Source organism: Agrobacterium sp. GW821-FHT14E08 (genome assembly GCF_058803865.1).
This window is the reverse complement of record NZ_JBXAPJ010000001.1, coordinates 520,691-544,149: the sequence shown is the minus strand read 5'-3', so window position 1 is coordinate 544,149 and position 23,459 is coordinate 520,691. Positions and strand designations below refer to the sequence as shown.

Genomic DNA, 23,459 nt, shown 5'->3' with positions numbered 1-23,459 from the left:
CGGTCAGGATTATCAGTTGTTAGCGGGTTTTTCCGCCTCTGCGCCGCCGGGCTGACCATCCACGGCAACATCGGGATTGGCGCCGGCGGCCGCCTTTTCCGCTTCGATCTTACGCCAGCGGCGCACATTGGCGTTGTGCTCGTCCAGCGTCTTGGCAAAGACGTGACCGCCCGTGCCATCAGCCACGAAATAAAGGTCGTCGGTGCGCCATGGATTGGCGACAGCCTCAAGTGCGGCACGTCCCGGATTGGCGATGGGAGACGGTGGCAAGCCCTTGATAACATAGGTATTGAACGGCGTCTGCTTCTGTAGGTCCGACTGGTAGATCGGCCTGTCGGACGGCTTGCCGTCACCGCCGAACAGACCATAGATGATCGTCGGGTCGGATTGCAGGCGCATGCCCTTCTTCAGACGATTGTAGAAGACCGAAGCGACATGGGCCCGCTCGTCATCCTTGCCGGTTTCCTTTTCCACAATAGAGGCGAGCGTCACGAATTCTTCGACCGTCTTGATTGGCAAATCGGGGTCGCGACGCTCCCAGATCATATCGATCAGCTTGTCCTGCGCGGCACTCATCTGGTTGATGATTTCCTCGCGCTTGGTGCCGCGGGTGAAGCGGTAGGTATCGGGGCGCAGGCTGCCTTCCGGCGGCAGGGCCGAAGGCAATTCGCCGTCCAGCACTTCATCCGCTCCAAGACGCGCGAACATCTGCTTGACGGTGAGGCCTTCGGGAAGGGAAACGGAGTAAAGAATCGACTTGCCGGATTCCAGCAGCATCATGATGTCTTTCATCGATGCGCCGGCCTTGATCTCGTATTCACCCGCCTTAAGGGTCTGGTCCTTTTGCAGGTAGCTGCCGGTCATCAGGCGGAAGACACGGGCGTTCGAGACGACATCGTTACGCTCGAGATTATTGGCGATCTCGATGAGACCGGCGCCATTGCGCACCGTGAAATGCGTGTTCGTCTGCAGCGGGCCTGGCTCCTGGAACGCATTTATCATGTAATAGAAGGCTGCAATGGCCAGAACGCAGACGGCAACCGCAAGCGTCATCAGGAAATTCAGGAAGATCACCAGCTGGCCATGGGCCTTGCGGGAGCGCTTCGGCGGTGCCGGCACCTTTTCCGGCCGCAGCGCTTCCGTCGGGGATTTCGGAATGATCGGGCCGCGATTGCCTTCGCCCGCACCGTTTTGTCCCTGGCTGTTCTGGTTCGTGTCGCTCACCGTCGGTCCTTTTCAGTTCGGCGTTGTCAGCGCTTTTTGCGCAGGTAATGCGGCAAAAACAGGTTCGGAATGTCTTCCTGCACCACATAGAGATATCGTGAAGTCGTCTTTGTCTTACTTCACGAATCGTCGTTTCGGACAAAGCCGGTCAAGGGAAGCTGTTTGCAGCGGCAGATCACCCTGAAACGGCAACCAACTTTCCATAAACGACTACAATATCGGCGCGAAAATCGAAATGGCTTTCGCAGGCCGCAATGCGTTCTTCAAATGAAAGAGCGCGCCTCATGCGCCCGGCGGGAAGGAGCCGCACCCGCTTGAAACGGTCTGCGGCACCGGGTCGCAACCGCGACGGCAAGAACCGCCGCGATTAATCTTCTGGTCCCCGCATGTCCTTACCCCAAAACCGCTGCGCATTTTTGGGAGACATGGTCTAGGCTTCGTAACGACGCAGCACGAGGGAGGCGTTGGTGCCGCCGAAACCGAAGGAGTTCGAGAGCGCCACATTGACCTGGCGCTTGCGCGCCTTGTGCGGCACCAGATCGATCTTCGTTTCCACATCGGGATTATCGAGGTTCAACGTCGGCGGTACGATGTTGTCGCGGATCGCAAGCGTGGCGAAAATGGCTTCGATCGCACCCGCCGCACCGAGAAGATGGCCAGTGGCCGATTTGGTCGACGACATCGAGATCTTCGGGGCCGAATCGCCCACGAGCCGCTCGACGGCGCCGAGTTCGATCGTGTCGGCCATGGTGGAGGTACCGTGGGCGTTGATATAGTCGATATCATCAGGCGTGAGGCCGGCGCGCTTCAGCGCCATCGCCATGCAGCGATAGGCACCCTCGCCGTCCTCGGACGGAGCCGTGATGTGATAGGCGTCACCGGAAAGGCCATAACCGACGACTTCGGCATAAATCTTCGCGCCGCGCGCCTTGGCATGTTCCAGCTCTTCCAGAACGACGATGCCCGCACCTTCGCCCATGACGAAACCGTCACGGTCACGGTCATAGGGGCGGGACGCCTTCTGCGGATCATCATTGTGCTGGGTGGAGAGCGCCTTGCAGGCGGCGAAACCGGCAAGCGCAATGCGGCAGACCGGCGATTCGGCGCCACCCGCGACCATGACGTCGGCATCGCCGAAAGCGATCAGCCGGGCGGCATCGCCAATGGCGTGCGCGCCGGTCGAGCAGGCCGTCACAACGGCATGGTTCGGTCCGCGCAGCTTGTGGCGGATGGAGACCTGGCCGGAAACGAGGTTGATCAGACGGCCGGGAATGAAGAATGGAGAAATGCGGCGCGGACCCTTGTCGCGCAGCGTATAACCCGCCTCGACAATGCCTTCCAGACCACCAATGCCGGAACCGATCAGAACGCCTGTCGCGATCTGGTCCTCGTCCGTTTCGGGATGCCAGCCAGCATCGGCAAGCGCCATGTCGGCGGCGGCCACGCCATAAAGGATGAACGGATCGATCTTGCGCTGTTCTTTGACTTCCATCCAGTCATCGGCATTGAAGGTGCCGTTGGAGCCATCGCCGACGGGAATGCGGCAGGCGATCTTGGCTGGCAAGTCTTCGACTTCGAATTCAGTCACGAGACGGGCGCCGTTCTGGCCGGCCAGCAGCCGCTCCCAGGTCACTTCCGTTCCGCATCCAAGAGGAGATACCATGCCGGTACCGGTGATAACGACACGCCTCATCGCCAACGCTCCGCCCTTATCCAAATCATCGGTCTTTTGCAGCGCCCGGCGCCATGGAACGCGGCGCAAGCGACGATGCAATATTTTTCAGTTTTCGCATGACACCCGCCGCAGACCGGTTGCGGTCGAAAGGTCGGATATCAGCCAGTACGCGCACCATTGTCGGCGCGTGCCGTCTCACGATAAAATATTGGCCCGGACAAGCCGGGCCAAGACGGGAGGGTATTTCACCTCCCCACGAAGGTCGATCAGGCCTGGGCCTTCTCGATGAACTTGACGGCGTCGCCGACAGTCAGGATCGAGTCAGCTGCGTCGTCGGGAATTTCGACGCCGAATTCTTCTTCGAAAGCCATGACCAGTTCAACGGTATCGAGCGAATCAGCGCCCAGATCGTCAATGAAGCTGGCGCCTTCAACAACCTTGTCGGCGTCAACGCCAAGATGATCAATTACAATTTTCTTTACGCGTTCTGCGATATCGCTCATGTCGGTTTCCTCGACCTTTATTTTGAAGGGAATGCCTCGCGGCACCCTGCCCTGTTAGAGCCCTCATGCGCCGTTCAAATCCGGCACTGCGGGCAAACCCGTTCAACCCGGTCCAAGCTAGACATCGTCACGCAAAATCGCAACGGCTTCCTGTCTCTCCGGGACGACTGTTCACAGTCTTGGCCCGCTTAACACGGTTTCAACCGGTCGAAAAGCCTGAAAACGCGCTAAGCACAGCGTATGACAGGCAATTTCGCCGGAAACCGGCCGGCGGGGCCTTGCGACGCCATGCACCCAAGAAGGTGCTTAAACAGCGCCGCAATCCTTTTAACGACGGCCTTGAGCGCCGTCAGATCATCGCCATGCCGCCGTTGACGTGCAGGGTCTGGCCGGTCATGTAGGCGGCTTCATTGGAAGCCAGATAAAGAACGGCCGAAGCGACTTCGGCACCGGTTCCCATGCGCTTCATGGGAATGGCGCCCATGATGGCGTCTTTCTGCTTGTCGTTCAGCTTGCCGGTCATGGCGCTTTCGATAAAGCCCGGCGCCACGCAGTTGACGGTGACGTTGCGGGTGGCGATTTCCTGCGCCAACGACTTCGAAAAACCGATCATGCCGGCCTTGGAGGCGCAATAGTTGGCCTGACCGGGATTGCCGGTGACGCCGACGATGGAGGTGATGTTGATGATGCGGCCGAAACGGCGGCGCATCATCGGATGCGTCAGTTCGCGCGTCAGGCGGAACATCGCCGTCAGGTTCACTTCGATGACATTGTCCCAGTCCTCGTCGCTCATGCGTACGAAGAGGCCGTCCTTGGTGATGCCGGCATTGTTGACGAGGATATCGACGCCTTCCAGCTCGGCTTCGGCCTTTTCGCCGAGCGCCTTGACCTCGGCGCGGTCGGCAAGGTTAGCCGGGAAAATCTTGACGCGCTCGCCAAGTTCCGCCGCCAGCGCTTCGAGCTTTTCAACGCGCGTGCCGTGCAGGCCGACGGTTGCACCCTGGCTGTGCAGAAGGCGGGCGATTTCTTCGCCGATGCCGCCGGTCGCGCCGGTTACGAGAGCCTTGCGGCCTGTCAGATCAAACATGGTCCGTTCCTTCTTTAGAGCAATTCCGCAAAAAGCCTTTTAGCGGTTTTGCATCGGGAATTATCGTAAAACAGAAAGCCGTTACGGGCGTGAGCCTGTTCTCAGCCGATGAGAGTGGCAAGCAGCTGATCGATATCGGCAGCGCCGTTGACGGCCACGCCGTTCACCGTCTTGTCGATGCGGCGGGCAAGGCCCGTCAGCACCTTGCCGGAGCCGATCTCGTAAAGCTGCGTCACATTGTTGGCGGCGAACCATTCAACCGTTTCGCGCCAGCGCACCTGGCCCGTCACCTGCTCAACCAGCAAGGCGGCGATCTCATTGGCGTCGGAAACGGGAGCGGCGCGCACATTGGCGATAACCGGCACGACCGGGTTGTTCTTTTCGACGCTCGCCAGCGCCTCGCGCATCGCTTCTGCGGCAGGCGCCATCAACGCCGAGTGGAAGGGCGCGGAAACCGGCAGCATGATGGCGCGCTTGGCGCCCTTTTCGGAAGCGATGGCCGCAGCCTTTTCAACCGCAGCCTTGGATCCGGAAATGACCAGCTGGCCGCCGCCATTGTCATTGGCGATCTGGCAGATGCCAAGAATGGCGGCCTCCCCGCAGATCGCCGAAACCGCATCATGCTCCAGCCCGATGATCGCCGCCATGGCGCCCTCGCCAACGGGCACGGCGGCCTGCATGGCATTGCCGCGGATGCGAAGAAGACGGGCGGTGTCTGCAATCGAGAAGGTGCCGGCGGCACAGAGCGCCGAATATTCACCGAGCGAATGGCCCGCAACATAAGAGACGGCGTCGGAGAGCTTCAGGCCGCGTGCTTCCAGAACCCGCATCACCGCCATGGACACCGCCATGAGCGCCGGCTGGGCATTCGCCGTCAGCGTCAGCGTTTCCTCCGGACCATTCCACATGATGTCGGAAAGCTTCTGGCCAAGCGCCTCATCGACTTCCTCGAAGACGGCGCGCGCCTCGACATAAGTGTCGGCGAGTTCCTTGCCCATGCCGACGGCCTGGCTCCCCTGACCGGGAAATGTGAATGCAATACCCATGGGATGTGGTCCTTCTTGTCTGGCCTTGCCTTTATTCTTTCGGACTTCCATTCACATTCCCGCCCGCGAAGTCAAGGCTTGAAGCCCTCGGACAGCCCCACTCGCGGGGTTTTGCCGACCTATTTTCCGCATTCTTTTCATCATATTTTTTCTTGCACTGCGGCAATTCCCCATTACTTTCATGCCACCTTTCAAAACATCTCGCCAAGTACCGGGACATTTCCATGAAACAGAGACTATTGGGCCGCACGGGTATTTCCGTGTCCGAAATTTGCCTTGGCACGATGACGTGGGGCACGCAGAACACCGAAGCCGACGCGCATGCGCAGATGGATTATGCCGTTGAGAACGGCGTCAATTTCTTCGATACCGCCGAACTTTACCCCACCACGCCGGTTTCCGCCGAAACCCAGGGGCGCACCGAAGACTATATCGGCACATGGTTCGAAAAGACCGGCAAGCGCGACCAGGTCGTGCTCGCCACCAAGGTTGCCGGCTCCGGTCGCGACTATATTCGCGGCGGCCGCGACATCGACGCCGCAGCCATTCGCGAGGCGGTAGATACAAGCCTCAAGCGCCTGAAGACCGATTACATCGACCTCTACCAGATCCACTGGCCGAACCGCGGCACCTATCATTTCCGCGGCGCCTGGAGTTTCGACGCCTCGGGTCAGGAAAAGCAGCGCACGCTCGCCGAAATCACCGAGAAGCTCGAGACGCTCGGCGAACTGGTGAAAGCCGGCAAGATCCGCGCCATCGGCCTTTCCAACGAGAGCGCCTGGGGCACGCAGAAATATATCGACATCGCCGAGGCCCACGGCTTGCCGCGCGTCGCCACCATCCAGAACGAATATAACCTGCTCTATCGCAGCTTCGATCTCGACATGGCGGAAGTCGCCCATCACGAGGATGTCGGCCTGCTCGCCTATTCGCCGCTGGCGGCGGGGCTGCTCACGGGCAAATACCAGAACGGCGCACGCCCGGCGGGTTCGCGCGCCACCATCAACAAGGACCTCGGCGGTCGGCTGCAGCCGTTTCAGGAAGCACCGGTCAAGGCCTATCTGGAGCTTGCGGCCCAGCATGGCATCGATCCGGCGAAGCTGGCCATCGCCTTCTGCCTCACGCGCCCCTTCATGGCCTCGGCCATCATCGGCGCCACAACGATCGAGCAGCTGAAGGTGGATATTGCGGCGGCCGACGTGACGCTGTCGGACGAGGTGCTGAAGGGGATCGCGGCGATCCACCGGCAATATCCGATGCCGATCTGAACTATCCTCAAGCCGAAATTAAAATAAACCGGCTTTCAATACTTAATAAACTCTGTATTATCATCTTCACCGGCGTATATTTATATATATTCCGGTGAATTTTTGATTTTTATCCAGAATAGAATAGATATTTTTCAACGAAAAAATATATTACAAATGGGAGAGTTCGATGGCGAAGACGGTCACAGACATTCTCAATATAGCTGGCAACGAATGGAACCATTGGGGCAATTCCACATGGAACCTTTCTACTGGCGCCAAGAACATCCGGCATAAAGATGATGACCCCGTATTCGCGAAGCACGTCATCAAAAACTACAATGCTGTAGGTGGCGGAACACCGACTGAAGACGAGATTATGAACGACGAGTATTTCTGGTCTGCCGTCGGAATTTCATATGTCTTTCATGCCGCACAGTTCAGCAAGAAAGAGTTCCCCTTCGCGCAAGCCCATTCCGTCTGGATTCGCCATTTCATAAAGGCGCGACAGCAAAACGCGACAAACGCCCTTTATCATGGGTATCGCCTTAAAGAGCCCGGCGCGACACCGGATGTGGGCGATATTGTGGGCTATACTTATGAGAAAGTGAGCTTCCAAAAAGCCCAGGGATATTACGACAAAGTCGGGACCTATAAGTCGCATACCGATATTGTCGTTGCCAGACGGCCCGGAGAAATCGACGTCATTGGCTTCAACGTTCTCGACTCTGTCACGAAGAAAACGATCCCACTCAGTGAAAGCGGCCACATTGCCGACACCACGCATAAATGGTTCGTCGTTTTGAAGAAAAACGCGCTTCACTGACAAAACCATTGCCAAAATGCAAAAAATCCGTATAAGCGCGCTGTTCACAACACCCGGTCCAATTGGCTGGTGGCTGAACGGAGGGCTGGTTTCGGTGACGAAACAGCAGGAACCATAAGGTTTTTCCGGCCTCCCGTGTCTCCGCTCTCGACCGTCTCGAACAACGCTTTTCTTGCTTTAAGGCTTTACCGCCTACCCAAGAGCAGTCGTTGAGGCTTAGCGCCGTTGCCGGGTGAAGGACGAAACGCAAGAAAGGCAAAGCTTAAATGGCTCTTTACGAACACATCTTCCTTGCCCGGCAGGATATTTCTGCCCAGCAGGTCGACGCACTTGTCGAGCAGTACAAGGGCGTTATCGAATCGTTCGGCGGTAAAGTCGGACGCGTCGAGAACTGGGGTCTGAAGTCCCTCACCTACCGCATCAAGAAGAACCGCAAGGCTCACTACGCTCTCATGGACATCGACGCTCCGGCGGCTGCAGTCCATGAAGTCGAGCGCCAGATGCGCATCAACGAAGACGTTCTTCGCTACATGACCATCGCCGTCGAAGCCCACGAAGAAGGCCCGTCCGCGATGATGCAGAAGCGCGATCGCGACGACCGTCCGCGCCGTGACGGCGACCGTCCGGACCGTGGCCCGCGTGAAGATCGTGGCCCGCGCGCACCGCGCGAAGGTGGCTTCGGCGACCGCGAAGACCGTCCGCGCCGTCCGCGCGAAGACCGTGCATAAGAAGGAGTTTTGACCAATGGCTGACGCATCCTCTTCCCAGGCACGCCGCCCGTTCCACCGCCGTCGCAAGACGTGCCCCTTCTCCGGCGCAAACGCTCCGAAGATCGACTACAAGGACGTTCGTCTCCTGCAGCGCTACATTTCCGAGCGCGGCAAGATCGTTCCTTCCCGCATCACGGCCGTTTCCCAGAAGAAGCAGCGCGAACTCGCCCAGGCGATCAAGCGCGCCCGTTTCCTCGGCCTGCTGCCTTACGTCGTAGCGTAATGAATTGAAGCGAGGCTGCGTTTCGGCGCGGCCTCGCTTTCTCCTTTGAAGCTACTGCCTTCTAAGCAGTAGGTTGAAGGCTTCCAAATCCTTCCGCGTTGGGCGCGGATCGATACCATAAAACCCATGTTGGGGATGAGGCTCTCAGGAGCGATCCTCTAACTGCTTTAGTTTCAGCAGGACAGCGAAGTGCAAAAGTTGAACCAGACAGTGCTGATCACCGGCGTTCTCGCCGGCATATGCGCCGCGTTTCTAACGCTTGGCGCAACGGCACAGTCGTCCTTTTCCTTCCTGCTCTATGCCGGCTCGGCCATGCCCATCTTCATCGCCGGCATGGGCTGGGGCAACCGCGCCGCCGTCGTTGCGATCATCACCACGGCCATCATCGGCGCGCTTGTCATGTCGCCGCTGTTTGCGCTGACCATCGCGATCTTCACGCTGATCCCGGCGGGCTGGCTTTCGCATCTCGCCAATCTGGCGCGCCCGGCCTCCGAACTCGGCGGCCCGGATGATCTGCTTGCTTGGTATCCGCTCTCCGGCATCGTCCTGCATCTTTGCCTCCTGGTTGCGGTTGCCGTCGTCATTCTTGGCTGGATGATCGGTTACGGCCCTGATCTCGTCGCCCGCATGGTCGATATCATGATGACCTCGGTGCAGAACCGCGAGCCACTGTTCGAGCCCAATGCCGAGGCGCTCGCCCAGACAAAATCGCTGCTGGTGCTGATGCTGCCGATCGTTCAGGGTGGCCTGTGGGTCATCCTTTTGTTCGCGGCCTATTATTTCGCAACCCGGCTGGTCGGTTCCTTCGGCAAGGGCCTCCGCCCGCGTGAGGACATTGCTTCCGCACTGCGCATGCACCGCAACGCCATTTTCATTTTTCTGGCCGGCATCGTGGCCATGTTCTTCGGCGGCGTCGCCGCCATGGTTGGCGCCGTCATCTGCGGCACCTTCGGCGCGGGCTTCCTGATGGCAGGTTATGCATCGCTGCATAAAAAAGCGCGCGGCAAGGACTGGCGTCTGCCGGTTCTCATCCTCGCTTATCTCTCGGCGGTCTTTGTCTTTCCGCTGTTCATCATTCTCGTGCTCGGCTTGAGCGACGTGCGCAGCACGATCTCGCTGACGCCTGCACGGAAAACCGACAATACGAACGAAACCAACAACTAGAAAGGATCAAGAAGATGGACGTTATTCTTCTCGAACGCATCAACAAGCTCGGCCAGATGGGCGAAACCGTAAAGGTTCGCGACGGTTACGCCCGTAACTTCCTGCTGCCGCAGGGCAAGGCGCTGCGCGCCAACGCCGCCAACAAGACCCGTTTCGAAACCGAGCGCGCAACGCTTGAAGCCCGTAACCTCGAGCGCAAGTCGGAAGCCCAGAAGGTTGCCGAAGCACTCGAAGGCAAGTCCTTCATCGTCGTTCGTTCGGCTGGCGAAACCGGCCAGCTGTACGGCTCTGTTGCTGCTCGCGACGTCGTTGAAATCCTGGCTGCCGAAGGCTTCAACATCGGCCGCAACCAGGTTGAACTGAACACGCCGATCAAGACCATCGGCCTGCACAACGTCACCCTGCACCTGCACGCCGAAGTCGAGCTTCAGGTCGAGCTGAACGTTGCCCGTTCCGCCGAAGAAGCCGAGCGTCAGTCCAAGGGCGAAAGCCTCACCTCCGCCGACGCCATCTACGGCGTTGACGAAGACGCCCTGCGTCCGGAAGACTTCTTCGATCCGGAAGCAGACCGCGACGGCGACGACGAATAAGATTTGGCCTAGCGGCCGAAGAAAAACCCCGGATGGAAACATCCGGGGTTTTTTGTTTCTGGGGTTGGAGTTTGCCGTTGGATACCCCCCTCTGCCCTGCCGGGCATCTCCCCCTCAAGGGGGGAGATCGGCAAGCGGACGGCACCCTGCCTATGGAACGAGCGAGTGCGGCATATCGATCTCTCCCCTTGAGGGGGAGATGTCCGGCAGGACAGAGGGGGGGTGAACCACGCGCTCCCTGCCGCACCGACTACCTCGCCGCCGTCTCCGCCCCCTCCGGCGCCACGCTCTTATCCACATGCACGACCACCGACATGCCCGGCGACAGATCCGCCGCCAGCGGCTGATCTGCATCAATTGCGATGCGCACGCCGACACGCTGGGCGATCTTCACGAAATTGCCGGTCGCGTTGTCCGGCTTGATGACGGCGAATTCCGATCCCGTGGCGGGCGAGAACCGCTCGACGCGGCCGTTGAGCTTGCGACGATGCAGGGCATCCACCGAGATCGTCACCGGCTGGCCGACCTGCATACCGGAAAGCTGGGTCTCCTTGAAATTGGCGATGACCCAGACATCATGCGGCACGACCGCCATCAATTGTGTTCCCGCCGTGACATATTGACCGGTGCGCACGCCGATTTCACCGAGCCTGCCATCTACCGGCGCATGAATCTCCGTATTGTCGAGGTCGATCTTCGCAAGTTCCACCGCAGCTTCGGCATTGGCGACAGCCGCCTGCAGCGAACTGCGATTGACGATGATCGTCTGCAGATCCTGCCGCGAGACCTCGAGGGCCGCTTTCGCCTGTGACAGAGATGCGCGCGCCTTTTCAAGAGCGGCATGCGCCTCTTCCTGAAGGCTTGAGGTTCCGACACCGCTCTTGATGAGATTATCCTGCCGGCCGGATGCAAGCTGCGCCTGCTTCAGAGAGGCCTCAGCGGCATCGACAGCCGCCTGGCTGGAAAGGATATTGGCATTGGCGGCGTTTTCCTGCTGACGGGAATTGTCGAGCGCCGCCTTCTGCGTATCGAGCGTGGCGGCCGCCTGCGCCTGTTTCTGGCGATAGATGCGGTCATCGATCTTCGCCAGCAAGGTGCCCTTCTTGACCTCCTGATAGTCCTTCACCGGCACGTCCACGACATAACCGCTGACCTGCGGGCTCATGGTGGTGACGTAACCGCGCACGAAGGCGTTGTCGGTCATTTCGACCGTGGAGAGGAACGGCGGCAGCCGCCAGGCGTAAAGCACCAGTGCGACGCCGGCGAGCCCGCCGAGCAGGACGAGAATGGAAACGGGGGTAAAAAACTTCTTCAGCATTGTATCACTCTTGGAAGGTTCAAGACTGTTGTGCCGGTGCGGCATCGACATTGTCCCTCAGGAGGAACGGGCGGATGCGCAGCCATGCAAGGTGGATCAAAAGCGCGACGAGCGCCAGCGCCGAAACAACGGAGATCAGCAGGAACGTATCATTATAGGCAAGCACATAGGCCTCCTTGCTGACCTGCTGACCGAGAAGGGAAAGCCCCTCGGCCTTCAGCAGCGCCGGGTCGGTAATGACATGGCTGTAGGCGCCGGAAAGCTGGGATACGCGCTGGGCGACCACAGGATTGGTGAGCAGGACATTTTCCACCAGTATATTGGAATGGAATTTTTCGCGCAGCGTCACGAAGCTACCGAGCAGCCCGGTCATCAGCATCGAACCCGTGATCTGGGTGAACAGGAAGATGGTGATGAAATTCACCAGATAGGGTGCGCCTCTGGCAAGTGCTGCGGCAAAACCCTTGGACATGACGGGCGGCAGGAACATGGCCGCGCCGAAGGCAATCATCATCTGGCTGAGATACATTTCGCCCGGCCGTGTCAGATTGGTGGACTGGCTGTCCATGAACGAGCCGGCGGCGATCAGCGCCAGCGCAATCACATGCGCCGTATCCACGTATTTCGTCAGCATCAGCCAGGCGCAGGCCGCACCGCCAAGCACCGTCGCCAGCAACACCAGCGCATAAAGCGTCGTCGTCTGGTCGTTCAGCAGGCCAAGCTGCTGGTAGAAGCTGACCGCTGTTGAGGATTGTTCGGAAGAAACCGCGCGATAAACGAGCAGCACCGCAATAATATGCAGGTTGGTCTTCGAAAAAATCCAGCGCAGGTCGAGCAGCGGGTTTTTGCGCGGCAATTCGATGAAGGCCATCAGCGTCAGGAGCGCGATCGACGTTGCCAGAAGCACGCCCAGCCACCATGTTTCGAACCACCAGTAGAACCGGCCAAGGGTGAGCATGACGGCAAGACAGCCGAGACCACCTGCAAACAGCAGATAGCTCAGAATATCCATGCGTTCGATGACCTTCGCACGCGGCGGCGGCGTGACTTTCAGGACATAGATCATCGCGAAGGAGATCAGCGCAAACCCCACCTCCATGGAATAAAGCGCGTTCCAGCCATCGATTTCCAAAAGAGAGGGCGAAACGATGCGGGCTATGGGCGCCGACAGCAAGGTGCCGGTCAGCGCGATGCTGAAACCGAGCGAGAATTTCCGCGCGGGCGGAAAGGCTTCCAGAATGTAGAGAAAGCCGAGCGACGAAATCGGCGCGGCGGCCATGCCGCTGACGAAGCGGATGACGATGGCCGAATGCAGGTCCGTCACGAAGAGGTTGAGGCAGGAAGCGACCACAAAGGCGATGATCGAGAGTTCGGCAAAGGGCCGCAGGCCATATTGCGCCCTGATCTTGAAGAGAGCGATGGAAAACGTGGCATAGGGCGCCATATAGGCGGCGGAGAGCCATGCCACTTCCGCCACCGTTGCGGAAAACTCGCCCTGAAGCTGGTAGATATTGGCCATGACGAGGTTCATGCCCAGACCCTGGGTAATGAAGAACGACAGGCCCGCAAAAATGAAGCACAGCCGCAGCCACACCGGCCGCTCCACCGGTTGCGGCGCGGCGGGAACGGCAGCTTCCGGCGCGGTCTCGCCTGTGTCTGCATCGCTCAGCGACGTGCCGGCCTGCTCTTCCGGAATGTCGTCCGGCTTGACGGTCGCTTCTGTATTTGCGGAAGCGGCCTCATCCGTTGTCTGCGGCAACACGGTGCTCACGATTGCACCCTCCCGCTTGCCAGATTTTGCAGATTGGCGGAAAGCCGGCGCATGACATCAAGCGCCATTGCGAGTTCCTGCGAGGAAATATCGGCAGCGATCTCCGAACGCAGCGATTTCGCCACCGCCTGCACCGTCTGCGAGGTCTTCTCTCCCTCCGCTGTCATGTGAATGCGTTTGGCGCGGCGATCGTTTTCGTCGGAGCGGCGTTCGATGAGGTTCTGTTTTTCCATGCCATCCAGCACACGCACCAGCGTGGGCGTTTCGATTTCCATTTCCTCGGCAAGTTCAGTCTGGGTTAAAGGCCCGCGCCGCGACAGGGCAAAAAGGGCACGCGCACGCGCCAGCGTAAGGCCGCTTTCCCCTACCCTCGCGTCGAAAAACGCGCGCAGTTTGCGGGTAAAAGCGGAGACTTCATCGAGTAGCTGTTCCTTGTCGGTCTCGCGGGACATATCAGCCAGCCTTATAATTAGCACACTACTTATTTTCTGCCTATTTATTCGGAAGCCTGACGATTTTCAAGTTTCTTTCATGCCGGGTCTGCCATGCGGTAAACTCATGGCAGCGAATCACGTTGCCGGGAAATTCCGGCACCTCGTTCCCACCCGCCTGTGGATTGCTGGGGACAACTGAAGATGTGATCCAGCTTTTCAGAACGGACGTCAGCCTGCCGTATAGTGTTGCAACAATATCATTGACTGCCATGCCCCAGGAAGCCAAACCCGAGGTTTAAGGACAAGGCAAAGGGAGATCGCGCAAACCATGAACGACGCTGTGAGAAAGATCACCCCCGCGCAGCCGGCGGAACCGCATTACCGCGAAGCGCCGAACAACATCGAGGCCGAACAGGCGCTGCTCGGCGCCATCCTCGTCAATAACGACGCCTATTACCGCGTCTCGGACTTCCTGAAGCCCGTGCATCTTTACGAACCCTTGCATCGCAAGATTTTCGAGGTGGCGGGCGATATCATCCGCATGGGCAAAACCGCCAATCCGGTGACGATCAAGACCTTCCTGCCGGCCGACGACAAGATCGGCGACCTGACGGTGGCGCAATATCTCGCGCGCCTGGCGGCGGAAGCCGTCTCCATCATCAATGCCGAAGATTACGGCCGCGCGATTTACGATCTGGCGCTGCGCCGCGCGCTGATCCAGATCGGCGAGGATGTCGTCAACATCGCCTATGACGCGCCGCTCGACATGCCGCCGCAGGCGCAGATCGAGGACACCGAGCGCCGCCTGTTCGAACTGGCGGAAACCGGCCGTTACGATGGCGGCTTCCAGTCGTTCAACGACGCAGTGGCGCTGGCGATCGACATGGCGGGGGCCGCCTTCGAGCGCGACGGCAATCTCTCCGGCATCTCCACCGGCATTCATTCCCTCGACGCCCGCATGGGCGGTTTGCAGCGTTCCGACCTTATCGTGCTTGCCGGTCGCCCCGGTATGGGCAAGACCTCGCTTGCCACCAACATCGCCTACAACATCGCCGCGTCCTATGATCAGGAAGTGCAGCCCGATGGTTCGTTCAAGGCGAAAAACGGCGGTGTCGTCGGCTTCTACTCGCTCGAAATGTCGTCCGAACAGCTCGCGACCCGTATCATTTCCGAGCAGACCGAAGTGTCGTCCTCGAAAATCCGTCGCGGTGACATTACCGAGGCCGATTTCGAAAAGCTCGTCGCCTGCTCCCAGATGATGCAGAAGGTGCCGCTTTACATCGACCAGACCGGTGGTATCTCCATCGCCCAGCTTTCCGCCCGCGCCCGTCGCCTGAAGCGTCAGCGCGGCCTCGATGTTCTGGTCGTGGACTATATTCAGCTGATGACCGGTGGCGGCAAGGGCGGCGAAAACCGCGTGCAGGAAATCACCCAGATCACCACGGGCCTGAAGGCGCTTGGCAAAGAACTCAATGTTCCCATCATCGCGCTGTCACAGCTCTCCCGTGCGGTGGAAAGCCGCGAGGACAAGCGCCCGCAACTTTCCGACCTGCGTGAATCGGGCTCCATCGAGCAGGACGCCGACGTGGTGCTGTTCGTGTTCCGTGAGGAATATTATGTGAAAAACATGGAGCCGCGTGACCCCGGCGATGTGAAATATGCCGAATGGGAAGCACATTTCGACCGGGTGAAGGGCACGGCTGATGTCATCATCGCCAAGCAGCGCCACGGACCGACAGGCACGGTAAAGCTCGCCTTCCAGTCCGAATTCACCCGCTTTGCGGATCTGGCCGACCCGAGCTTCAGCCAATACGAAGAGCATTGATCCCATATGGATATTTGAGGGCGAATGGTTTTCGCCCTCAACCTATGCCTCAGGTTTGGAATGGAACGAACGGAGTCTTTTCAGGGCCTTGGCCGTATTGTTTCACAATCCGATTCCGCGCAGCAGCGCGACGCTGACGACGCCGAGTGTGGCGGCTGGCAGCAGGCTGAGGCGGAGTGCCGCGATTGCGGTTACCGCGCAGGCAATTGTCTCCGCCAGTCCGCTTGCCAGCGCCGTCGGCGTGACGACGGCCATCAGAACGGCAGGCGGAACCACACCGAGCGCCTTTTTCAGACGCGGTGTCAGGGTGAAATGACTGACCAGCAGCAGACCGCCAAGACGCGTGGCGACGGTTGCCGCCATCATGGCCAGAATCGCCAGCAGGGTATTCATATCGAGCGTCATACCGGCTGCTCCGCCTGCTCTTCATGACCGAAGGCCGCGACGGCAAGCCCTGCCAGCGCGCCGGCTGCAATATACCAGGCGCCCGCAACCAGCGTATGGGTGAGATAGGCGGCGGCGGCACTTGCCAGCAGCACGAAACCGGTTTCCCTGCCCTTCCAAAAGCCCATGAGCAACACGATGAAGACAGCCGGGAAGGCGAAATCCAGACCGATCACCGACATATCACCCATGACGGAACCGAGCAGCGCGCCTGCCAGAGTGGCGAGGTTCCAGACAAAATAGATCGATAGCGCGGCCCCCGTGAAGAAGGCTGCCGTCAGCCTGCCGGCAATGACCCTGAATTCCGACAGCGCCCAGGATTCGTCGGTCAACACCAGCATGGCCGCGTATTTTCGCCAGCCGGTAAAATCGTCCAGCTTGCCGGCGATGGAGGCGCTCATCAGCACGTGGCGCAGATTGACCAGCAGTGCTGCGAAACCTAGCGCGCTCCAGCTTGCCGGATGCATCCACAGATCCATGGCCACAAATTGCGAGCCGCCGGCAAAGACCAGCAGCGACATCAGCGAGGCTTCCAGCGGCGACAGGCCCTTGCCAATGGCGACCGCGCCGAACACCACGCCAATCGGCACCATGGCGACAAGCAGCGGGGCGGCGGCCCTCAACCCCGCGCCGAATTCCGAGCGCTTTTCCGATACGAACATCGCATTCTCCCTTGCAGAAGAAGGCGATTACGCCCGGCAAGCCACCTCGTCTTGAACGAAAGTGACATTGTGGCGAAGAAACGCGGGCGGGATCACGCCACGCGGAATTGCCCTGGCGTGACGCCGGTGCGCGCCTTGAAATGCCGGGTAAAATGCGCCTGATCGGCAAAACCGCACAGCGCCGCCACTTCGGCCGGCGTCTCACCCGCACGCAGAAGACGGCGCGCCTGCCGGATGCGCACATCCGTCAGATAGGCGTGCGGGGTGATATGAAACTCCTTGCGAAAGGCGCGGATAAGGTGGGCGCGACTGAGGCCGGCAATCGAGGCCAGTTCCTCAAGGCCGATATCGGTCTCGTAATTGTCGGAAAGATAATCCCTCGCGGTATGGACCGCGGTTTTCTCGCGGGTTTTGACGGGCAGGATGATGGCGCTGCCGTGCCTGCCGAACAAGGCGGCGAGAACCGAGAACATGCCCTCATCCGCTTCCAGAGCGCCGGACCCGGCCTCCAGCCGGCGATGCGCCATCTGGAAAGCGATGGCCATCTGTGGATCGCGCGGCAGAAACCGGGGGAAAGACGGCGTGCCGTGAAAGGCCCTGCCCGTCACATCCTCGATAATGTCGCGCAGCAGCAATCTGTCGGGATAGATCATGCGGTAGCGATAACCGCCGCCGCCCGGCGCGCCATCGTGAATCTCGTCCGGGTTGATCAGATAGAGATGACCCGGCCCCGTCTGTTCGGTGGTGCCCTGAATGGTGGAAATCTGCGAGCCGCTTTCAATCGCGCCGATGGAGAAGGTGTCATGCGCATGTGGGGAATATTCATGCGTCAGGAACGTCGCGCTCAGACATTCCATGCCGCCAAAACGCCGGTCGCGCCAGAAACGCGTGGTTTCCGTCGCGGCAATAGGCATGACATCTATGGCCTGTTCCTGCGAAACATTGTGCATGAGCCGAGTTTAAAGCATTCGATCCTTACCGTCTTGAACAAAAGTGCTAGGGTCTGGCCGGTTCCAAATCAACCGGACGCATGGCATGACAGACGACTTCGAAGATACATTTGCTGAGAACGAAACCGACGCTTTTGAACACGCGCCACTGAGGCTGACCGTTGATCTCGGCGCGCTCGCCGATAATTGGCGGGACATGAAGAAGCGGTCCGGCGAGGCGCGGACGGCTGCTGTCGTCAAGGCCGATGCCTATGGTCTCGGTATCGAGGATTGCGGGGCGACGCTTTACCATGCCGGCGCGCGCGATTTCTTCGTGGCGACGGTGGCCGAGGGGGCGACGCTGCGTTCCTATGCCCCCGAAGCGCGCATTTTCGTGCTGTCAGGCATATGGCAGGGTCAGGAACGTCAGGTCTTCGACAATGATCTGGCGCCGGTTCTGGCCTCGGAGGAGCAGCTTTCTTTCTGGATGGCGACGGTTGCCGAGCGCGGCGATCACCCCTGCGCGCTGCATGTCGATACCGGTTTCAACCGGCTCGGACTGCCACTCGAGGACGCGCTGTTTCTGGCCGACGACGTGACGCGGCCGGCGAGTTTCGATCCGGTTCTGGTGCTGTCGCACCTCGCCTGCGCCGACACGCCCTCCTCGCCAATGAACAGGGTTCAACTCGAATCATTCCGAAAGGTTAGCGCCGCTTTCGAAGGAATCGAATCAAGCCTGTCGGCTTCTGCCGGCATCTTTCTGGGACATGACTATCATTTCGATCTCACCCGCCCCGGCATCGCGCTTTATGGTGGCGAAGCGGTCAACGAGGTGGTCAATCCCATGCGGCCTGTCGCCAAGGCCGAAGCGAGGATCATCCAGATTCGTGAGGCGGGCGAAGGCCAGACCGTGAGTTATGGCGGCACTTTCCTGCTGAAGCGCGCAAGCCGCCTTGCCATCGCTTCCGTGGGTTATGCCGATGGATACCAGCGTTCGCTTTCCGGCTCAGGCATTCCACTGCGCGAAATGGGCCATGGCGGTGCCTATGGCGTCGTCAACGGCCACAGGGTGCTGGTCGCCGGCCGTGTGACCATGGACCTCACCATTTTCGACGTGACGGATATTCCGGCCAACGCCATCCGTGCCGGCGACTATATCGAGCTTTTCGGTCCCAATGTGCCGGTCGATGAGACCGCGCGGGCGGCCGGCACCATCGGTTATGAAATGCTGACGGGGCTTGGCCTGCGTTACGAGCGGCAATATCTGATGGCCGACGACTGAGCCACGCCTTTAGCCCTTGGAAAGCTGCCGTGACCTGTGCTAGAAGAGAACAAAAGGAGATCGAAATGCCCGAAATCCATTTGAGCGAGCAGGACGAGAAGTTCATCGAGGAGCAGGTGGCGGCGGGCGTCTTTAAGGACGCGGATTCGGTCGTCTCAGCTGGTCTGCGTTTGCTGGGCAGCAGGGAAGGCAAGCTTGTAGAGCTTCAACGACTGATTCAGGAAGGGCTTGATGATGTGGAGGCTGGCCGGGTTATGGAGTTCTCCAGTGCAGATGATTTTACCGCACACATTATGAAGCTGGCGGAGGAGCAGAATGAAGCGAAGGCGTCTAGTGGTCACCGCACAGGCGCTGAACGATCTTCTGGCCGATCATAATTACATTGCCCAATTCAATCCCGTTGCTGCCAGACGCTTTCTAGACGACATCAACGGCAAAATGATCTCGCTGGCGCGATATGGGATAACGGGCGTACCTCGAAGTTTCGCGCCGAATTTGCGGGCTTTCCCTTATCGTGAGCGATGCATCTATTTCATTGTCGATGATAATAAAATGTATGTGCTGCGCGTGCTTCACGGCCACCAAGACATCTCCGCCGACCATTTCAAACAAGAAGAAAACTGACACAAGATGGCCAAAGCCAAGACCCAATTTGTGTGCCAGAACTGCGGCACGGTTCACACCCGCTGGGCGGGAAAATGCGAAGGCTGCGGCGAGTGGAATACCATCGTCGAGGAAGACCCGATGGGCGGCATCGGCTCCGGGCCGGGCAAGACCCCCAAGAAGGGTCGGCCTGTCACCCTCACCTCGCTTTCCGGCGAGATCGAGGAAGCGCCGCGCATTCCGACCGGCATCAGCGAACTCGACCGGGCGACCGGCGGCGGTTTCGTGCGCGGTTCGGCGGTTCTGATCGGCGGGGATCCGGGTATCGGTAAATCGACGTTGCTGATGCAGGCCGCAGCGGCTCTTTCGCGGCGCGGGCATCGCATCATCTATGTCTCGGGTGAAGAGGCGGTAGCGCAGGTGCGACTGCGCGCGCAGCGTCTCGGGGCTGCGGAAACCGATGTGCTGCTGGCGGCGGAAACCAATGTCGAGGATATTCTCGCCACGATTTCCGAAGGCAAGCGGCCCGATCTCGTCATCATCGATTCCATTCAGACGCTGTGGAGCGATACGGCCGATTCCGCCCCCGGCACGGTGACGCAGGTGCGCACCGGCGTGCAGGCGATGATCCGTTTCGCCAAGCAGACAGGCGCGACCATGGTGCTCGTCGGCCATGTCACCAAGGAAGGCCAGATCGCCGGCCCGCGCGTGGTCGAGCACATGGTCGATGCCGTGCTTTATTTCGAAGGCGACCGCGGACATCATCATCGCATCCTGCGCACCGTCAAGAATCGCTTCGGGCCGACCGATGAAATCGGTGTGTTCGAAATGTCGGATCGCGGCCTCCGGGAAGTCTCCAACCCCTCCGAACTGTTTCTCGGCGAGCGCAACGAAAAGTCGCCGGGTGCTGCGGTTTTTGCCGGCATCGAGGGCACGCGACCCGTGCTTGTCGAAGTGCAGGCGCTGGTCGCTGCCACGTCGCTGGGTACGCCGCGTCGCGCCGTGGTCGGCTGGGACAGTTCCCGCCTCGCCATGATTCTGGCCGTGCTGGAGGCCCATTGCGGCGTGAAGCTCGGCCAGCATGACGTTTATTTGAATGTCGCCGGCGGCTACCGTATTTCCGAACCGGCCGCCGATATGGCGATTGCCTCGGCGCTGGTTTCCTCGCTTGCCGGTCTTGCCCTGCCTGCCGATTGTGTTTATTTCGGCGAAATCAGCCTGTCGGGCGCGGTTCGGCCGGTCTCGCATACGGGCCAGCGATTGAAAGAAGCTGAAAAACTTGGCTTTTCCGCCGCACTTCTGCCTTCTGCTTCGGCTGAATTGCCGAAAGGCGGCAAGGGACGCTGGACGGAAATCGAAAGCCTTCCGGACCTCGTGGCCCGCATCGCCGGCTCCGGCAACCGGTTCAAACAGGTTGAGGACGACGAATATTGATCCTTTCGCCAAGGGAAACAGTGGTGTAAGAGGATCGCAAAATTGGCAAGGCAGCGTCTGACAAGGCGTCGCACCTCCGGAGTTGGTATATGCCCATTACAATTTTCGACGGCATCGTCATCGCCGTTGTTCTTTTCTCCGCCCTTCTAGCAATGGTGCGCGGTTTTTCACGCGAGATTCTGTCGATTGCAAGCTGGGGCGGCTCGGTCGCCGCTGCCTATTATCTCTATCCGGTCCTGCTGCCCTATGCGCGCAACTATACCGATGACGACAAGATCGCTATTGCCGGTTCGGCAGGCGTCGTCTTCCTCGTCTCGCTGATCGTGATTTCCTTCATCACCTCGCGCATTGCCGATTTCATCATCGACAGCCGCATCGGCGCGCTGGATCGCACGCTCGGTTTCCTGTTCGGCGCAGCGCGCGGCATTCTGCTGCTTGTCGTCGCGGTCGCCTTCTGGAACTGGCTGGTGGATGTGAAGACGCAACCGGAATGGGTGACACAGGCGAAGTCCAAGCCCTTCCTCGATGGGCTGGTGGGCAAGCTGGAGGCGGTTCTGCCTGACGATATCGAACCGCAGATCCGCGCCCGCATCCTCGGAAAACCACAGGAGCCGACGGCCACGCAGGCGCCTGCGGAAGATGTGCCGGCAACAAATCCGCCGGCAACGAATAATTGACACAGTGTCGCGCCTTGCAATGCATGCAAGGCGCGCTATTTGTGCTAAATATCAAGCACGACACAGACGGACCGACCGGGGGAAATACTCACCGGAGAGGTCTTTCTTTTTTTCTCGGTAGAGAGCAAGGGCAAGCCGGATGATTGAGCCGCTTTCGCATTCCCCGTTCCGTGGGGCCACTTTCAAGGAAGAGATCGACGGCGACACGCTGCATGAAGAATGCGGCGTGTTCGGCATTCTCGGCCATGCCGACGCCTCGGCGCTGACTGCCCTTGGCCTGCATGCGCTTCAGCATCGCGGCCAGGAAGCAGCAGGCATCGTCTCCTTCGATGGCAAGCGCTTCCACCAGGAACGCCACATGGGCCTCGTCGGCGATCATTATACCGATCCGGCAACCCTTGCCCGCCTGCCCGGCTCCATCGCGATTGGCCACACGCGTTATTCCACGACCGGCGAAGTGGCGATGCGCAACGTGCAGCCGCTATTTGCCGAACTGGAAGAAGGCGGCATTTCCATTGCCCATAACGGCAATTTCACCAACGGCCTGACGCTTCGCCGCCAGATCATCGCCACCGGCGCCATCTGTCAGTCTACCTCCGATACCGAAGTCGTCCTTCACCTCATCGCCCGCTCGCGCCACTCCTCCACCGCCGATCGTTTCATCGATGCCATCAGGCAGATGGAAGGCGGTTATTCGATGCTGGCAATGACGCGCACCAAGCTGATTGCCGCCCGCGACCCGATCGGCATCCGCCCGCTGGTCATGGGTGAGCTTGATGGCAAGCCTATCTTCTGCTCGGAAACCTGCGCTCTCGATATCATCGGTGCGAAATTCGTTCGCGACGTGGAGAACGGCGAAGTCATCATCTGCGAAATCCAGCCTGATGGTTCGATCACCATCGATGCGCGCAAGCCCTCGAAGCCGCAGCCGGAGCGTCTCTGCCTGTTCGAATATGTCTATTTCGCCCGCCCCGATTCCGTCGTCGGCGGCCGCAACGTCTATACGACGCGCAAGAACATGGGCATGAACCTGGCCAAGGAAGCGCCGCTGGAAGCCGATGTGGTGGTTCCGGTTCCCGATGGCGGCACGCCGGCAGCACTTGGTTTTGCGCAGGAAAGCGGTATTCCCTTCGAATACGGCATCATCCGCAACCATTATGTCGGGCGCACCTTCATCGAGCCGACGCAGCAAATCCGTGCTTTCGGCGTCAAGCTCAAGCATTCCGCCAACCGGGCGATGATCGAAGGCAAGCGCGTGGTGCTGGTGGATGATTCCATCGTGCGCGGCACGACCTCGGTGAAGATCGTGCAGATGATCCGCGAGGCCGGCGCCAAGGAAGTTCATATCCGCGTTGCGAGCCCAATGATCTTCCATCCGGATTTCTACGGCATCGACACGCCGGACGCAGACAAGCTGCTCGCCAACCAATATGCCGATGTCGAGGCGATGGCGAAATTCATTGGCGCCGATTCGCTGGCCTTCCTGTCCATCGACGGACTTTACCGCGCCGTTGGCGGGGAAAACCGCAATCCGGCCCGTCCGCAGTTCACGGACCATTATTTCACCGGCGATTATCCGACCCGCCTTCTCGACCAGAATGGCGAGGCGATGGGCAGCAAGATTTCCATGCTGGCCAGCAACGGCTGATACGCCTCACACAAAGCGGCCATCCGGCTTCCGGTGGCCGCTTTTTTCTTGCCTTTTGTTCAGGCCCTCGCCTGCGA

General features: G+C 59.6%; 24 protein-coding genes. 13 read left to right on the top strand and 11 right to left on the bottom strand.

Features of this window, described 5'->3' with window-relative positions:
* Window positions 1-12 precede the first annotated feature (12 nt).
* From mltG to fabD, 5 genes are all read right to left on the bottom strand, one after another.
* Window positions 13-1,224, bottom strand: a complete 1,212-nt coding sequence (gene mltG, locus AC1ROR_RS02680) for an endolytic transglycosylase MltG (RefSeq protein ID WP_035217954.1) — start codon at window positions 1,222-1,224, stop codon at window positions 13-15.
* Window positions 1,225-1,654: 430 nt separating this feature from the next.
* On the bottom strand, window positions 1,655-2,917 hold the full coding sequence (gene fabF / locus AC1ROR_RS02675) for a beta-ketoacyl-ACP synthase II (RefSeq protein ID WP_142169827.1): 1,263 nt from the start codon (window positions 2,915-2,917) through the stop codon (window positions 1,655-1,657).
* A gap of 248 nt (window positions 2,918-3,165) precedes the next feature.
* Window positions 3,166-3,402, bottom strand: coding sequence for an acyl carrier protein (locus AC1ROR_RS02670; protein WP_003502080.1), 237 nt, complete (start codon window positions 3,400-3,402; stop codon window positions 3,166-3,168).
* A 349-nt stretch (window positions 3,403-3,751) separates the two neighbouring features.
* The gene (gene fabG, locus AC1ROR_RS02665) at window positions 3,752-4,489 is read right to left on the bottom strand and encodes a 3-oxoacyl-[acyl-carrier-protein] reductase (protein ID WP_035217957.1); all 738 of its coding nucleotides are present in this window, start codon (window positions 4,487-4,489) and stop codon (window positions 3,752-3,754) included.
* 101 nt (window positions 4,490-4,590) lie between these two features.
* A complete protein-coding gene (fabD, locus tag AC1ROR_RS02660; protein WP_498588541.1) occupies window positions 4,591-5,535 on the bottom strand; it encodes an ACP S-malonyltransferase in 945 nt (314 codons plus the stop codon).
* A gap of 224 nt (window positions 5,536-5,759) precedes the next feature.
* Here fabD and AC1ROR_RS02655 point away from each other — a divergent pair, with 224 nt between their 5' ends.
* The 6 genes from AC1ROR_RS02655 to rplI all read left to right on the top strand — a co-directional run bounded on the left by AC1ROR_RS02655 (window position 5,760) and on the right by rplI (window position 10,355).
* On the top strand, window positions 5,760-6,803 hold the full coding sequence (locus AC1ROR_RS02655) for an aldo/keto reductase (RefSeq protein WP_080834043.1): 1,044 nt from the start codon (window positions 5,760-5,762) through the stop codon (window positions 6,801-6,803).
* Between the two features lie 169 nt (window positions 6,804-6,972).
* The gene (locus AC1ROR_RS02650; RefSeq protein WP_498588540.1) at window positions 6,973-7,608 is read left to right on the top strand and encodes a DUF2272 domain-containing protein; all 636 of its coding nucleotides are present in this window, start codon (window positions 6,973-6,975) and stop codon (window positions 7,606-7,608) included.
* 266 nt (window positions 7,609-7,874) lie between these two features.
* The gene (gene rpsF, locus AC1ROR_RS02645) at window positions 7,875-8,336 is read left to right on the top strand and encodes a 30S ribosomal protein S6 (protein WP_003496829.1); all 462 of its coding nucleotides are present in this window, start codon (window positions 7,875-7,877) and stop codon (window positions 8,334-8,336) included.
* A gap of 16 nt (window positions 8,337-8,352) precedes the next feature.
* Complete coding sequence (gene rpsR / locus AC1ROR_RS02640) at window positions 8,353-8,601, top strand: 30S ribosomal protein S18 (protein ID WP_003502063.1); 249 nt, start codon at window positions 8,353-8,355, stop codon at window positions 8,599-8,601.
* A 189-nt stretch (window positions 8,602-8,790) separates the two neighbouring features.
* Window positions 8,791-9,765, top strand: coding sequence for a YybS family protein (locus AC1ROR_RS02635; protein ID WP_080834041.1), 975 nt, complete (start codon window positions 8,791-8,793; stop codon window positions 9,763-9,765).
* A 14-nt stretch (window positions 9,766-9,779) separates the two neighbouring features.
* Entirely contained in the window at window positions 9,780-10,355 is a 576-nt protein-coding gene (gene rplI / locus AC1ROR_RS02630) for a 50S ribosomal protein L9 (RefSeq protein ID WP_003496836.1), read from the top strand.
* A gap of 250 nt (window positions 10,356-10,605) precedes the next feature.
* Here the strand turns inward: rplI and AC1ROR_RS02625 are convergent, their stop codons facing one another.
* Genes AC1ROR_RS02625 through AC1ROR_RS02615 form a run of 3 tightly spaced genes read right to left on the bottom strand, consistent with a single transcriptional unit; the run spans window position 10,606 to window position 13,896 of the window.
* Complete coding sequence (locus AC1ROR_RS02625; protein WP_498588539.1) at window positions 10,606-11,673, bottom strand: HlyD family secretion protein; 1,068 nt, start codon at window positions 11,671-11,673, stop codon at window positions 10,606-10,608.
* A gap of 19 nt (window positions 11,674-11,692) precedes the next feature.
* Window positions 11,693-13,444: an MFS transporter gene (locus AC1ROR_RS02620; RefSeq protein WP_498588538.1), complete on the bottom strand. Its 1,752-nt coding sequence runs from the start codon at window positions 13,442-13,444 to the stop codon at window positions 11,693-11,695.
* Complete coding sequence (locus tag AC1ROR_RS02615; RefSeq protein ID WP_003496842.1) at window positions 13,441-13,896, bottom strand: MarR family winged helix-turn-helix transcriptional regulator; 456 nt, start codon at window positions 13,894-13,896, stop codon at window positions 13,441-13,443. Before AC1ROR_RS02615 ends, AC1ROR_RS02620 begins: the two co-directional genes overlap by 4 nt.
* Window positions 13,897-14,206: 310 nt before the next feature.
* Between AC1ROR_RS02615 and AC1ROR_RS02610 the strand changes: the two genes are divergently transcribed.
* Window positions 14,207-15,703 (top strand): replicative DNA helicase, encoded by a 1,497-nt coding sequence (locus AC1ROR_RS02610; RefSeq protein WP_035217974.1) that lies wholly within the window; start codon window positions 14,207-14,209, stop codon window positions 15,701-15,703.
* Between the two features lie 102 nt (window positions 15,704-15,805).
* Here AC1ROR_RS02610 and AC1ROR_RS02605 read toward each other — a convergent pair whose 3' ends face one another.
* The 3 genes from AC1ROR_RS02605 to AC1ROR_RS02595 form a co-directional block, all read right to left on the bottom strand.
* Window positions 15,806-16,108, bottom strand: coding sequence for an AzlD family protein (locus tag AC1ROR_RS02605; protein WP_035217976.1), 303 nt, complete (start codon window positions 16,106-16,108; stop codon window positions 15,806-15,808).
* Window positions 16,105-16,809, bottom strand: a complete 705-nt coding sequence (locus AC1ROR_RS02600; RefSeq protein WP_498588537.1) for an AzlC family ABC transporter permease — start codon at window positions 16,807-16,809, stop codon at window positions 16,105-16,107. The genes AC1ROR_RS02605 and AC1ROR_RS02600 overlap by 4 nt, the downstream gene beginning before the upstream one ends.
* Before the next feature lie 92 nt (window positions 16,810-16,901).
* A complete protein-coding gene (locus AC1ROR_RS02595) occupies window positions 16,902-17,759 on the bottom strand; it encodes an AraC family transcriptional regulator (protein ID WP_498588536.1) in 858 nt (285 codons plus the stop codon).
* An 85-nt stretch (window positions 17,760-17,844) separates the two neighbouring features.
* Here AC1ROR_RS02595 and alr point away from each other — a divergent pair, with 85 nt between their 5' ends.
* From alr to purF, 6 genes are all read left to right on the top strand, one after another.
* Window positions 17,845-19,020 (top strand): alanine racemase, encoded by a 1,176-nt coding sequence (gene alr, locus AC1ROR_RS02590; protein WP_498588535.1) that lies wholly within the window; start codon window positions 17,845-17,847, stop codon window positions 19,018-19,020.
* A gap of 65 nt (window positions 19,021-19,085) precedes the next feature.
* On the top strand, window positions 19,086-19,397 hold the full coding sequence (locus AC1ROR_RS02585; RefSeq protein WP_020810635.1) for a type II toxin-antitoxin system ParD family antitoxin: 312 nt from the start codon (window positions 19,086-19,088) through the stop codon (window positions 19,395-19,397).
* The gene (locus tag AC1ROR_RS02580) at window positions 19,354-19,644 is read left to right on the top strand and encodes a type II toxin-antitoxin system RelE/ParE family toxin (RefSeq protein WP_142169811.1); all 291 of its coding nucleotides are present in this window, start codon (window positions 19,354-19,356) and stop codon (window positions 19,642-19,644) included. The genes AC1ROR_RS02585 and AC1ROR_RS02580 overlap by 44 nt, the downstream gene beginning before the upstream one ends.
* A gap of 6 nt (window positions 19,645-19,650) precedes the next feature.
* Window positions 19,651-21,057, top strand: coding sequence for a DNA repair protein RadA (radA, locus tag AC1ROR_RS02575; protein WP_003520708.1), 1,407 nt, complete (start codon window positions 19,651-19,653; stop codon window positions 21,055-21,057).
* An 89-nt stretch (window positions 21,058-21,146) separates the two neighbouring features.
* A complete protein-coding gene (locus AC1ROR_RS02570) occupies window positions 21,147-21,734 on the top strand; it encodes a CvpA family protein (RefSeq protein WP_003520707.1) in 588 nt (195 codons plus the stop codon).
* Window positions 21,735-21,873: 139 nt separating this feature from the next.
* Window positions 21,874-23,382, top strand: a complete 1,509-nt coding sequence (gene purF / locus AC1ROR_RS02565; protein ID WP_498588534.1) for an amidophosphoribosyltransferase — start codon at window positions 21,874-21,876, stop codon at window positions 23,380-23,382.
* The last annotated feature ends 77 nt before the right edge of the window (window positions 23,383-23,459 follow it).